Raw genomic sequence first — 12,403 nt, 5'->3', positions numbered from 1 at the left:
GCTGACTAAGGATAATTACTATGGCATATAGTGACTTCAAAAGTCTGGCTCAAGTTCGAGAATCCTTTGGGTTAAGTCTGGAAGAACCGGATGACTTATTTGCGAGTATACCCGAACTGCTGCCCAGTGAGTATCTGCAAATAACCTTAACTGAAAATGTTTCGCTGGCGACGGCTATCAATACTGAAAAGGCACGGGCTGAGTTAATTATTACTCCTGTGCTTTTGGAGGTGCGGCGACACTTTGGGTTTAAAATTGGCTTTTTCTCGGGGTCGGAGTTCAATGTTGCTCCTAGTGCGGGTTTAAATGGATATTGTGATTATATTCTGACGGCTTCCCCCGACTCTTATGAAATTCGGACTCCTGTGCTTACCCTGGTTGAAGCTAAGAATGAAAATATTAAGTCGGGTTTGGCGCAGTGTATTGCTGAAATGATTGCGGATCAACTGTTTACAGCAGTTTTCAAGTTAGTAGACTACAAACGATCATTGCGCTGAAAAGCAAGCCGATACAATTTTGTATTCCATAAACGTGAAAAGCGCTGTAATCAAAGCAACGAGGAACCGAGGGAGAGTATTTATGGGGCGGTACTGAGAAAAAGGATAGGAATTAATGCCAAGAAAAGTCGGTTTTTACTTCTCGCCAATCGCTCTTCCCTAACGGATTCCGAGTTAGGTCAACTTCAAGAAATATTAAATCAGTCAGTTTCTTTGAGAATAGCTTATGAACTGAAAGAGGAATTTCGGGAAATTTATGAAAGTAGTTCAACGGTAAAAGCCGGACGGAATCGTCTGAAAAAATGGCTGGCTCAAGCTCAGGTGTTTTTCCCAAAAGCCGCCCAAACGATCCGTAACCATCTAGAGGGTATCTGTAACTATTTTATCAGCCGTACCACCAGTGGTGTAATGGAATGAATTAACAATAAAGCTAAATTAATTATGCGTCAAGGTTATGGATTTACCAACTTTGATAATTTTCGGATTCGCTTGCTTTCTAGTTTCTCTGATTAGCTCAATAGCTCATAATAAGTAGGATATATAAACCGAGATTTATCAATCTATTCAGTAGTTTTTCAATTGTCAAGTCATCGACAACAGATTCCAGATGAGAAAATGACCGCTTCGGGGATTTACTCTTTTCGGGAAAAGAGGACTCTAACCTTGCCGCTTGCATGATTTGGGTGATTTTTCAAGAGGTAAGAGGCGGCAAGGCAAGAGTCCTAAAGTAAAGAAATAGCCGATTACAGCGCTTTTCACGTTTATGGAATACAAAATTGTATCGGCTTGCTTTTCAGCGCAATGATCGTCTGTAGTCTATTAACTTGAAAACTGCTGTAATATAAGTAAATATTATCACACTAAGTACGGGAGAGCCTATCGTAAGCATTGGGGTAGCCCATTGGTGAGACAGGTGTATTTGTTCGCGATGAGCTAACGCGAACATTGTCCGCAGCCCCCCTCAACTTTTTTCTTCATCTTGTCCCGCCTTAGGTTGGTAGCCGTAAAACCCGCCCCTACACAAAACCTTGCCATCGAGGGAAACAAAGCGTCAAAACTCTTTCTATTTAATTCGCTCATAATAACCCAGGTAAATCAGTTCCAGCTTTCCCCCATACTCCTGAATCAGGGCGAGTTGGCGTCGATACAATCCGCGAAAGGTGTTAGCAAATATTAGAGTCGCGATCGCGACACTCAACCCGGCGACGGTGGAAATTAAGGCTTCACTGATCCCACCTGTCACACCCACCGTGGTTTGACCACCAATATCCCCAATCCGTAAGGCGGCAAAGGCGTCAATTAATCCTAAAATTGTACCTAAAAGTCCCAGCAGAGGTGAGACACTGATGACTGTCTCAAATACGGTGTTGAACCGCTTGAGAATGGGTAACTCCGCTTGCACCGCACTTTCGAGGGCGAGTCGAAATTGTTCGGGAGTGGGACGTTTGAGTTCCAACGCCGCTAGAAAAATTCGGGCGATCGGTAGATCACTGTTTTGTTCTAACTTAAGAAAAGCTTCGGGGGGATTTTGTTGGTAGAGGTGTAGCACTTCTCGGATCAGACGATTCTGGCGCTGAGTGACTCGCCGCCAAAAATTGATCCGTTCTAAAATTAACGCGATCGCTAAGATAGAAAGCACTAATAGGGGCAACATAACGACCCCACCCAAGGAAAAGAAGGCGTTCAATGACATGCAGTTGCTCAATTAGTGATGAGGGAAGAGGAAAAGAGGGCAAATTTTTCCTTGTTGCCTTGTCTCCTCCGCACCCTACACCCTACACCCTACACCCTACACCCCCTTAATGGTTACGGAGTATTAGGAATACGATCAATTTGGGCGTAACCACTGAATATCAGTCGTTGTCCTTGGGTTTCCAGGCGATTGATTCGCATCGTAACGCCATCAAGATTGAAGCGATCCAGATCCACCATGTTATTCAAAATCTTATCTAGGGCATCCGTCAAGGCTTCAGAGGTGTCTCGCAATTCCTCTGGAATCGTATCCGGTTCAAATTTAGAATCTTTGAAGAGAATCCGCCGCCGCCGTTCCACAGCCAGAGTTGAAGTCATGTTAATTGGGACTAACTCCTGATCAGGAAGGTTGACTTTGGCAAAAAGCTGAATCCGGTTATTGGGAAGCAGCTTGAGTTGCACGTCGGTGAAGGAAATTGGTTTACCCCCAGTGATATCCTCCAATTCGGGAATGGAAATATTTTCTAAACGCTTTCGCACCAGTTCGGCTTTAAACGACTGGTTGATATCGGGTTCTGTCAACACGACTTGAGCGATCGCTTGGGTGGGTTGCTTCAGGTGAATCTGACCCTTGAGGACAGAACTGAAGTCCAAGGACACAGCGTCTGTTTCAAAGGACATCTCCTCAGTCCGAAACTGTCTACGGATCACCAAGCCTCGCCCCTGCATCTTAAAACTGTCAATGCTACCCTGCAACAGTTTACTGGAGGGATTGCAGCGCACCGAAACCTCGACAGACTCACTGCGAGTAAAGAGGTGGCGAATCGTATTGCTGGCGACGGTATTGAGCATCCGTTCGCCCCAATCTGTACCAGACGGGTTGGTAAAACCGGCAAAGCCACCGAGCATAGTAGTCCTGTTATCCACGCGAGTTGTCTCTTTACATTTGTAACAAAATGTGAAGCCTTCAGCAATCTCACGATAGGGATATTGATGGATGTCCTGAATTAGTAACTAGCATAGACCTAGGGTTGACTTGGGATCTAGCTATGGGAATAGAATTTCTGAAGTGAATGATTAGTTTTGGTAAAGGTGAGGGAAGGGAACAGGGAACACCTCGACTTCGCTCGGTGTGTCACAGGGAACGGTTTTCGTAACTTCAACCCCTAAACTCTACCATGGAATCTTATCAATTATTTCAAAGCTTAGTCCAGGACAGTCAAAGGATTAGGAGGGGAATATGTCCATCCGGGTGTTTGTTTACGGGACTCTCAAACCTGGGGAAGTCAATTATCAACGTTACTGTGAAGGAAAAGTGATAGCTGCCCAACCTGCGATCGCGTTGGGTCAACTGTTTAATTTGCCCATCGGCTATCCAGCGATGATCCCAGGGAATAATCAGGTGCGGGGATTTTTACTGACGTTCGCTGAGCCAACCCTTTTAACTGTCTTGGATAAGCTAGAAGACTACAATCCGCAGCGAAACCCAGAGGACAATGAATATTATCGGCAACAAGTGACTATTTATGATCTGGCGAACCAATCGTTAGGACAGGCTTGGATTTACCTGATGCAACCTGAGCGAGTGCAGCGTTTAGGGGGTACACTCATTTCTTCCGGTTGGTGGAGTCCGATGAAGTCTGAATTATGAATACCCCATCAAGGAAATGGGGTATAAGGGGGAGATATTTTTCTGTTTTCTTGCCAGCGACAGGATAGTTAAGGGTTGAAGATGGCAGAATCAATAAAATTTTCCGGCGAGGCACTTTTCGCCTTGGGGATTTGGATAACTGGACGGTTCACAGCAATCATCAGAGGCTCCGCCGCCTCTTCTGTTACAGGAGTTTGAGCCAACCGTGGCATAAACTGACTACCAGGGAGTATCCCAGAAAAGGCACTGACAAACATCGCCGCGATCGCAGCGCCACCCCAAACCATGGTGTTCCGTATGCGGCGGCGATCAATGCGGGTAAACACCTGATTTGCCGTCTCTTGAGTGGTTACCTGAGTGGCAGGTACGGGGAGCTGATGCAACCCTTGGCGTAGCTTCATCAGTCGAGCATACAAGCGCTGGCTATTGGCATCATTTGCTAACCAATCTTGCACTTGATAGCGCTCGGCTGCTGTCACCTCACCATCGATGTAGGCACTGATGAGTTCAAAGCGATCGCGCTGTAGACTATCCATGTCTCTGGCAGCTTTTTGCCCGGAACAGTTATGAGCATCAAAATTAGAGTTCATTTTAGATCACCACCGAGTCTTCACTAGCGCTCAATTATGGATCGTTATCGTTGTTTGTGACATCATCCCACACTGACTCTATTCGAGAGAGCGTATGGGCTTCCTTGGTCGTAATCTTATCAATTACGCTGTTGGCGTTTTATAGTGAGGAGATGCCCAGCCCCACTGTTAAACTGTATTGGCTGATCAGGTTTGACTTTTACCGTTAACGTGCCAGCTTTTGCAGCTTGGCAAATAATAGTTGAAAGTTGACCTTAGTCAGTGTAACGCAAGACTTGGGTGAACTATTACACCCTTCATCCCGTTGCCCTCAAGCGTTTGGGATTACTTCACCCAAGACGTTATATATCCCATGATAGAATGAATTTTGGTGTAGGGAAATAATTTCTCCCAACTCATCCGGAGACCATTAAACATCTAGATAGGGTTGCAGTTGAGATTGTAGTCTTGAGCGGGCTCTAGCGATACGCGACTTGACGGTTCCCAGGGATACGCCTGTAATTTCGGCAATCTCTTCATAAGCCATCCCTTCAATTTCTCGCAAGACAATAGTCGTGCGGAATGCTTCTGGCAAGTCTTTAATGGCTTCTCGTAGCTGGGCGTAAAATTCCCGCGTTGCCATATTGTCTTCCGGACTTGGACCATCAGCAGCAATTTCCCAATCCATCTCACCATCATCCATCCGACGCGGTGCATCCAGTGACAATGGCGGAGCTACCCGCTTGCGTTTACGCAGCTCATCATAGAAAAGATTGGTCGTGATACGACTCAACCAACCCTTAAATTTGACGGGTTCCTTGAGGCGCTTAATATTCCGGTAAACTCTAATCCAAACTTCTTGCGCCAAGTCGGGTCTGTCCTGCCAATCTGGAGCCAGATGGTATAAAACCTTCTCCACATGGGACTGATATCGGCGTAGCAGTTCAGCAAAAGCAGCCCGGTCAGGAGTAATACCGTCCTGACAGCGCAAAATTAAATCGTAGTTCGAGAGTTTTTCAGGTTGCACCGTCACATTATTGGGTGTGACCTCAACCGGGGACCAGGATAGAGAAATCGATTGGCTCATGGATGGTAATGGGTGCTAGAACATCCTTACTTTTCACAGACGCCTGACTTCACGTAGAGTTCCCGCTTAGATTAGCAAAGGCTTGGTTGGGGTGAATAAACTAAATTTCAATTATCTCTATTCAAACGTACCAAGTACATCCTCCAAACGGGTAATGTTTCCCGTCAAGTTCCAATATGGCATCTGGAAAAGCCTATCATCATTCTTCTAGAGGAAAGACCTTCTATCCGGAAAAAAGGGTGGGACGGCTGCCAATGTCATATATAAAGTGGTTTTGATAAGTTAGAGTTGCCTCGGTTGTGATAGCCTCCTAAGTTATTATGGGTGGAACCTTCTCACTAAAAACTAGCTTGATGCTGCTTTGCTTTGGAGCAGCAGGATTATTATTGTCAGTGGCGTGGCAACAACGTCAATCAATACCACTCCCCTCTGAAATTGCCCAATCGGTTCAGAGGACATTTCATGGAACGGAGGATGAGAACGACTTGGATTCACCTCAGCCACTGGGGAAGTACAGTGAATGGATAAGAGAGCGAATGGCACTTGATTGGAGATGGGGTTTAGATTCCCCTGTTCCCCTAGCCGGATTAATTCTACCTCATCCAGGTGCTTCTGAGCGAAACGCGATCGCCCAAGTATCATCGCTAACTCCCCATATCAATCAGGCAATAGTCGCTTTGGATGTGCGATTAGTTGTGGATTTGAGCGATGCCAAGGTGTATAGTTACTGGGGAGAGCAAGAACTCGCTAGCTATCCAGTTGCTGTGGGTCAACCCGGTTGGGAAACGCCGACAGGTCGCTTCAAGGTTCTCCGTAAACAGCGTAACCCCATCTGGCGACAACCGATTACGGGTGACTTAATCCCGACTGGACCCGATAACCCCTTAGGCGATCGCTGGATCGGATTTTGGTCTGACGAACACCATCAGATAGGCTTTCATGGCACTAATGATGAAGATCTAGTGGGTAAGCCGATTTCTCACGGCTGCTTACGGATGCGAAATGCCGATATTCAGGCGTTGTATGAACAGATTCAAGTCGGAACGCCTATCTTGGTAAGGAAGTGATTCGTCATTCGTCATTCGTCATTCGTCCTTTGTTGATTAGGAAATCGCTTCCCCATCTCCCCCTGCTCCCCCTGCTCCCCCTGCTCCCCCTGCTCCCCCTGCGTCTTTATTGACTTTTGAGATCAGATTTAGGTTCAAAGTTAGGCGCGTAATCTTGGAGTAAGGAACTCACCTGCTGGAACAAATCTTTGCCGCTACCTCTACGAAGAGCTTGGCGTTCAGAGCCAAAATCGGGTCGATGCTGATTTTGCATGATCGCCGTATCCACTTGCTGAGTAATCAACTCTTGTAGTTCTTCTTTGGCTCGTTGACGTTGGTATTTTGCCCCTTCTTCTGTCGTAGCATACAGAGGGGGAAGTCGATTCAGAGCATAGGCAGCAATATCGCCCACATCCAAAACCTGATCGCTGGTTGCTTCAATTTCAGCCACTTGCGCGATCGCTTCGGTGAGTACCAACTCCTCCATCACATTAATAAACTGCTTGCGCGGAACGGCGACGACTTCACCCGTCAACAGCGCTCCCATCAGGCGATCCAACGCCATATATTCTTCGATCGAAAGCTCTGATGCTGTATCACAAATACGTCCAACCTCAGTTTCCATGACTGGGGTTAAGTAACCATCTTGCAGAGCTTGTTCTACGATTTTTTCAATACTCATGGTAGTTGGATTGTGTTGCCCATTTGCCGCTCAGATCAGGGGAGACTTACCAGAGTTTACCTTAAACAAAACCCATAAGTGCATAAGATGCAGGAAAACTTCAGAAAAACTTAAACCCTGTATTATTCAATACCGTCAAATCTCCAGGGAACTGGGTCTACAGCAATGCCGTGAACATACAGTCCCCAGTGCAAATGCGGTCCGGTAGAAGCCCCCGTTGATCCCACTGTACCAATTCGTTGACCGGCTTGGACAAAATCTCCTTCTTGAACGTCGATTTGATTTAGGTGCAGCATAATACTCAAAACCCCTTGACCATGGTCAATTCCGACTGTATTGCCATGAACATTAAACCCCTCTGATTCTCGTCCCACTAACGCCACTCGTCCGGCAGCGGGGGCGACGACAGGTGAACCTGTTCCAGCGGCGTAATCAACGCCTCGATGATAATAATTCTCGGCGAATACTCCGTTATAATAACGGCGCACGCCAAACACCGTAGACACTCGACCTACATTAGGTCTGACCAAGGGGCCATTCCAGAACTTTTGCGGCGTCACCAATGTTTTAAACTCAGCCACCCGATTGAGTTCCAGTTCTGTAGCGGATCGGTTGGCGCTACCCGATAGTCGGATACGCTGGGTGGGAAAGGAGCGATTTTTCAGGAATACAGCCAGGTTCCTCACCTCACCATCCCCAGTGACTTGAAATTCTAAACGTCCGGATTTATCCAGAGGAGTGGTTGGGAGTAAGGCGCGATAGCGATTAGCGGTGACAGGAAAGGCGGGATAGATTTTTTGCCCGATGGACACGCTTGGCGGTTGAGTCGTGGTTTCTGTGTCAATCATCACAGATAGTGTATCCCCTAACTGAGGGCTTTCTGGAGTCACCCGCACTTGCAGCGCGATCGCGGTTTGACTCTTGAGTGCCAAAACTGTTGCTAGACCTACAGTTAACGCTGTGGTCAACCGTCCTTTGATCCCCAATGGTTTGGCACGGAAACGTCGCGGAGTGACCGAAAGGGATTGACTGGGGAATCCTGAACTCTGGGTGTTGAGTCTGGCTTTTTTAATGTCTTCAGAGTGTTTTGACAAGGCGCTCATCAGAATTGGTAAACAATCAACTTGATAGTCCTAGAGCATAGACTAACACTTTCCCTTGAAATTGAGCCTTCAAGACAAGGCAGAAGGTTCCAAGCCGATCCTTGAATTCCCAGGATCATTTCAGTATCCCTCTAACAACCGTTGCACCAAAATCACGATATTTGGAAATGCCAGTGGACGAATTTCTCCCGTCGTCAGCGTTAATTCTAAGCGATAGTTCCCCTCCAGAGGTTCACGGAATACCTTGATCTACCGACACCCGACACCCGACACCCTTGCTCAACCGAGCTTTTCGCTCTAAGTTGAGGCGGATGTGGGCAATGCCCACCCTACGGTATATCAAGAGACATGTAATGTTGCAGGAGTTAACAAATTGTTGGAAATCTTAAGGAAATTTGTATCCTATAAAGATATAGCACTTTAATTTTGATAACGCATCGGTGCAAGAAGACTTCCGACTGATTATCGACTTCGTATCTGTTCTGGCGTCAGCAGCGGCTGGCGGACTCTTGGCATCCTTATGCCGTCAACCCCCACTCTTGGGCTATATCGTCGGGGGTATGATTGTGGGTCCGGCGGGTTTGGGTCTAATTAAAGAGGTAATCCAAATTGAAACCCTGGCTCAGTTTGGTGTGGCATTTTTGCTCTTTGCCCTCGGCGTGGAATTTTCCCTGGCGGAACTGAAAAAAGTGCAAAAGATTGCCCTCGGCGGTGGTGGACTCCAAGTGGTACTGACTATTTTAGTTACCACATTAGTCTCTTTGGGCATGGGTTGGGTCACGTCTCCCGCCCAAGGTGTGTTTCTCGGGGCAACTTTGTCGTTGTCATCTACGGCGGTGGTTCTTAAATGCCTAATGGAACGCAACGAAACCGAAACCCCCCATGGGCAAGTCATGCTAGGGATTTTGGTGGTGCAAGATTTGGCATTGGGGTTAATGTTAGCAGTACTCCCGGCTTTAGACCAACCCACTGAAGTGATTGGTATAGCCGTAGGACTTGCCCTATTGAAAATTGGTCTATTTGCAGCTGGTGCTATCGCTGTGGGGATATGGTTGATTCCTTCGTTATTACGATTCTTTGCCCGTACCGAAAGCCGAGAGTTATTTTTACTCGGGGTTGTGGGTTTATGTCTAGGAATTGCCCTGCTGACGGAACAGTTAGGACTCTCTATCGAGATGGGGGCGTTTGTGGCGGGGTTAATGATTTCCGAGGTGGAATATGCCGATCAAACCCTGACTTATGTGGAGCCCTTGCGGGATGTCTTTGCTGCCCTCTTTTTTGCGGCGATTGGGATGCTAATTGATCCGATTTTTCTGTGGACTAACCTGGAATTAATTTTGGGATTGGTTTTGCTGGTTTCGGTAGGCAAAGCTTTAATTATAACACCAATTGTCAAACTATTTGGCTATCCCTTAAGAACAGCAATTCTGGCAGGTCTGGGGTTAGCTCAAATTGGGGAATTCTCGTTTGTGTTAGCCAGTGAAGGGCAGACGCTGGGATTGGTGTCTCGCCCTGTCTATTTGTTGATTTTAGGCACAACAGCAGTGACCTTAATAGTGACACCGTTTCTGTTACGATTAACCCCCCTGGCATTGAACTGGTTAGAGAATTTTCCGCCCTTACAACGGTATTTTGAACCGATGGAAACACCGAAAGCCGTATCCCTTAATAGCCAACAGCTAAACGATCATGTGGTGATTTGTGGATATGGAAGCAGTGGTAGCAATTTAGTGCGACTGATGCGAGAGCATAATTATCCGATTGTGGTGGTTGAGCAGTCAGAACAGGTGATTGGGCAATTACGCGACGCGGGAATTCCCTATGTTTACGGCAATGCGGCGAGTTTACACGTTTTGGACAAAGCCGGGGTAGAACGGGCAAAATCCATGGTGATTGTCTTAGCGGATGCCATGAGTAGTCGGTTATGTTTAAAGCGATCGCTAGAATTAAACCCCAATTTAGATATCGTCGTGCGGGCGAATAAGGATCGGGAGATCGAATTGCTGTACCAATTGGGGGCGCGAGAAGTGGTACAACCGGAGTTTGAGGCATCTTTGGAGTTAGCCACACATTTGATGTCAGGAATTGGTGTACCCAATTGGATGATTCAGCAGGAAATGGAAAAAATTCGCAGTTCCCATTATCTGGATTTGCGCCCCGAACAACCTCAGTCTCAAATTGCCCGCGATTTACGGACGGCGGCTGAGATGATGAATAGTAAGTGGTATGATTTGCCAGAGAATTCTCCACTGACGGGTATGACGTTAGAACAAGCCGATATTCGCCGCTTAACCGGGGTTAGCTTGGTGGCGATTCGTCGGGCTGAGGGTGAGGAAATCGATTATCCTGATGCTGGGGTGAGTTTGGAGGAAGGTGATCACCTTTTAGCGGTGGGTGAACCCGATGAACTGTCTGCGTTTAAGAAATTGGCAGAGGGGGAAATGGAAAATCCCGCCACCAGTACTCCCTGTCAGTGGGTGTTAGTTCCCGAAGACAGTCCCGCCCATGGGCAAATCCTGTCCCAACTCCATTGGCGACGCCAATATGGGATTCAGGTGCAGGCAATTCGCCGAGAAGGAAAGTTTATCCCCTTTCCCGATGGCAATGCCGAAATCCGACAGCAAGATCACCTGCTATTGTGTGGCGGAAGTTATCCCCTAAATCAATTACAACAGTGGTTAATGCCCCTGCCTGATCGGGATATCACCGTGTAGAGTGACATACTCCTACACCAACTAAACTCAGTATGGTGTAGGCTTCCAAGACAATCCAGCTATTGCTTAGGAGACTCTTGGCTTTATTAACGACACGGGATGCCCCTCCGCGCCGGAACAATACAAAGATGTGTTCATACCTCTGTACTGCTGGAATTTTACCCGTCCACAGATGCGACTATAAGTAGTCTGTTTCTGGACGGAACCCCATATTCCAGGTTGTCAAGGTTCAATGCACAGGTAAGCGGTTAGCTTTTAGTTTTGTTTAACCTGTACGCTAAAATGGTAGCACATTGAAAGCACACTGACAACGATGAAACAGGTAACAACACGAGTATCAGATAGAGAATATGAACACCTCGTCAAATTTTGTCTAATGACAGAGAGAACCCAATCCGATGTTATTCGTGAGTTGATACGGAAGTTGTCAATCTCAGGGGTATTGAACCCCATCGATTGACCACCTATCCATCTCACGCCAATTCGAGTACAAATATGGCGTGAGGCTTCCGGCGTTAAGCTAAACTTATAGAAACTTATAGGTTCAGTCTTTCAAACTGGATTGACCCGTATTGGCTGCACGGCACAGCTCACTACTCCCTCGGCGGTGAACGCCTCTGGAAGATACTTGCGGATAATTTGGATACTTCCATTGATGTCCGCATTAATCACACGTCCACTCCCGGACTTAAACAAACCTCTTTTAACCCGCTTCCCAGCATATTTTGATTGCTTGCAAGGTGACTCTAGGTCAATAGCTGATGTTTTTGACGTGTAACTTTCCTCGATTATGACTACCTTGATACCTGCCAGTTCGCACTACCCACTCTGACTGAATTAACTCAACTTCGGGTGCTTCATAGACAATCTCCAAAATATAGCAGTTACAGCTAGGAACAATCCGCGCCTCGGCAATATTCTCTACCTTAGTCGGGACACTGATGTTACTCATTGATAAGTGGCAACGTCCCTGTTTTAGGTCTGCCTTGTATATGGACTCGTGATGGTAAATGACGATGTGAGAGACCTTTAACCTTGTCCTTATATCTAGGAAGGCGGGGTTCACTCTTGTATTTTTCTGGGTGCTTTGACCAGTCTTTCTTCGCCTCCACAAAAGAAAACCAAGTCTCCACCAGCTTTTTTATGATTTGTTTCGAGACTTTGGTCGGCATTGCCCGATAAGACTCACTGTCTTTGACTAAATGGTAGAGAGTTGGTAGCGTATACCGATTCCCCGTCTCAAAGAAGTGTTGACGGCACAAATAGTTAGAGAAGTTGTACAGATTCTTTGACTTAAATGCCAATTTATCTGCCTCCTGCCAATTGGCATGATTTCGGTTGATGATGTGTCTTTCTACCAAT

At 46.8% G+C, this 12,403-nt stretch carries 11 protein-coding genes and 3 pseudogenes; 5 read left to right on the top strand and 9 right to left on the bottom strand.

Going from position 1 to position 12,403, the window contains the following annotated elements; genetic code table 11:
• The first annotated feature begins 20 nt into the window (after nucleotides 1-20).
• On the top strand, nucleotides 21-497 hold the full coding sequence (locus RID53_RS06200) for a hypothetical protein (protein ID WP_446387283.1): 477 nt from the start codon (nucleotides 21-23) through the stop codon (nucleotides 495-497).
• A gap of 78 nt (nucleotides 498-575) precedes the next feature.
• Nucleotides 576-1,010 (top strand): annotated as a pseudogene (locus RID53_RS06195) (ISL3 family transposase).
• A 550-nt stretch (nucleotides 1,011-1,560) separates the two neighbouring features.
• On the opposite strand, the gene RID53_RS06190 reads toward RID53_RS06195, so the two are convergent.
• The gene (locus tag RID53_RS06190) at nucleotides 1,561-2,190 is read right to left on the bottom strand and encodes a MotA/TolQ/ExbB proton channel family protein (protein WP_446387282.1); all 630 of its coding nucleotides are present in this window, start codon (nucleotides 2,188-2,190) and stop codon (nucleotides 1,561-1,563) included.
• 113 nt (nucleotides 2,191-2,303) lie between these two features.
• Nucleotides 2,304-3,098, bottom strand: a complete 795-nt coding sequence (locus RID53_RS06185) for an LmeA family phospholipid-binding protein (RefSeq protein ID WP_446387304.1) — start codon at nucleotides 3,096-3,098, stop codon at nucleotides 2,304-2,306.
• 331 nt (nucleotides 3,099-3,429) lie between these two features.
• Here RID53_RS06185 and RID53_RS06180 point away from each other — a divergent pair, with 331 nt between their 5' ends.
• On the top strand, nucleotides 3,430-3,840 hold the full coding sequence (locus tag RID53_RS06180) for a gamma-glutamylcyclotransferase family protein (protein ID WP_446387281.1): 411 nt from the start codon (nucleotides 3,430-3,432) through the stop codon (nucleotides 3,838-3,840).
• A 68-nt stretch (nucleotides 3,841-3,908) separates the two neighbouring features.
• Here the strand turns inward: RID53_RS06180 and RID53_RS06175 are convergent, their stop codons facing one another.
• Entirely contained in the window at nucleotides 3,909-4,430 is a 522-nt protein-coding gene (locus RID53_RS06175) for an anti-sigma factor family protein (RefSeq protein ID WP_446387280.1), read from the bottom strand.
• A gap of 409 nt (nucleotides 4,431-4,839) precedes the next feature.
• A complete protein-coding gene (locus tag RID53_RS06170) occupies nucleotides 4,840-5,496 on the bottom strand; it encodes a sigma-70 family RNA polymerase sigma factor (RefSeq protein WP_044204213.1) in 657 nt (218 codons plus the stop codon).
• A 320-nt stretch (nucleotides 5,497-5,816) separates the two neighbouring features.
• On the opposite strand from RID53_RS06170, the gene RID53_RS06165 reads away from it, so the two are divergent.
• Entirely contained in the window at nucleotides 5,817-6,563 is a 747-nt protein-coding gene (locus RID53_RS06165) for a L,D-transpeptidase (RefSeq protein ID WP_446387279.1), read from the top strand.
• A 106-nt stretch (nucleotides 6,564-6,669) separates the two neighbouring features.
• On the opposite strand, the gene RID53_RS06160 is transcribed toward RID53_RS06165, so the two are convergent.
• A complete protein-coding gene (locus tag RID53_RS06160; RefSeq protein WP_446387278.1) occupies nucleotides 6,670-7,224 on the bottom strand; it encodes a late competence development ComFB family protein in 555 nt (184 codons plus the stop codon).
• 122 nt (nucleotides 7,225-7,346) lie between these two features.
• Nucleotides 7,347-8,327, bottom strand: coding sequence for a M23 family metallopeptidase (locus tag RID53_RS06155; RefSeq protein ID WP_446387277.1), 981 nt, complete (start codon nucleotides 8,325-8,327; stop codon nucleotides 7,347-7,349).
• A gap of 440 nt (nucleotides 8,328-8,767) precedes the next feature.
• Here RID53_RS06155 and RID53_RS06150 point away from each other — a divergent pair, with 440 nt between their 5' ends.
• Nucleotides 8,768-11,041, top strand: coding sequence for a cation:proton antiporter domain-containing protein (locus tag RID53_RS06150; protein WP_446387276.1), 2,274 nt, complete (start codon nucleotides 8,768-8,770; stop codon nucleotides 11,039-11,041).
• 696 nt (nucleotides 11,042-11,737) lie between these two features.
• Here RID53_RS06150 and RID53_RS06145 read toward each other — a convergent pair.
• The 3 genes and pseudogenes from RID53_RS06145 to RID53_RS06135 all read right to left on the bottom strand — a co-directional run.
• Nucleotides 11,738-11,830, bottom strand: a pseudogene (locus RID53_RS06145) (hypothetical protein); the annotation flags it as partial.
• Complete coding sequence (locus tag RID53_RS06140; protein WP_446387275.1) at nucleotides 11,793-11,993, bottom strand: hypothetical protein; 201 nt, start codon at nucleotides 11,991-11,993, stop codon at nucleotides 11,793-11,795. The pseudogene RID53_RS06145 and the gene RID53_RS06140, both read right to left, overlap by 38 nt.
• Nucleotides 11,986-12,403: pseudogene (locus RID53_RS06135) on the bottom strand (hypothetical protein); the annotation flags it as partial. The pseudogene RID53_RS06135 and the gene RID53_RS06140, both read right to left, overlap by 8 nt.

Origin of the sequence: Coleofasciculus sp. B1-GNL1-01, assembly GCF_040220235.1 — a bacterium.
GTDB lineage: Bacteria > Cyanobacteriota > Cyanobacteriia > Cyanobacteriales > Coleofasciculaceae > Coleofasciculus.
The sequence above is the reverse complement of the archived record's forward strand: the minus strand, read 5'-3'. Positions and strand labels throughout refer to the sequence as shown.

Excerpts from the sequence above, each read along its gene's own strand:
- RID53_RS06165 (WP_446387279.1), top strand. The coding sequence starts at position 5,817 with ATGGGTGGAACCTTCTCACTAAAAACTAGCTTGATGCTGCTTTGCTTT.
- RID53_RS06190 (WP_446387282.1), bottom strand. The coding sequence starts at position 2,190 with ATGTCATTGAACGCCTTCTTTTCCTTGGGTGGGGTCGTTATGTTGCCC.
- RID53_RS06185 (WP_446387304.1), bottom strand. The coding sequence starts at position 3,098 with ATGCTCGGTGGCTTTGCCGGTTTTACCAACCCGTCTGGTACAGATTGG.
- RID53_RS06175 (WP_446387280.1), bottom strand. The coding sequence starts at position 4,430 with ATGAACTCTAATTTTGATGCTCATAACTGTTCCGGGCAAAAAGCTGCC.
- RID53_RS06180 (WP_446387281.1), top strand. The coding sequence starts at position 3,430 with ATGTCCATCCGGGTGTTTGTTTACGGGACTCTCAAACCTGGGGAAGTC.
- RID53_RS06160 (WP_446387278.1), bottom strand. The coding sequence starts at position 7,224 with ATGAGTATTGAAAAAATCGTAGAACAAGCTCTGCAAGATGGTTACTTA.
- RID53_RS06170 (WP_044204213.1), bottom strand. The coding sequence starts at position 5,496 with ATGAGCCAATCGATTTCTCTATCCTGGTCCCCGGTTGAGGTCACACCC.
- RID53_RS06200 (WP_446387283.1), top strand. The coding sequence starts at position 21 with ATGGCATATAGTGACTTCAAAAGTCTGGCTCAAGTTCGAGAATCCTTT.
- RID53_RS06140 (WP_446387275.1), bottom strand. The coding sequence starts at position 11,993 with ATGAGTAACATCAGTGTCCCGACTAAGGTAGAGAATATTGCCGAGGCG.
- RID53_RS06155 (WP_446387277.1), bottom strand. The coding sequence starts at position 8,327 with ATGAGCGCCTTGTCAAAACACTCTGAAGACATTAAAAAAGCCAGACTC.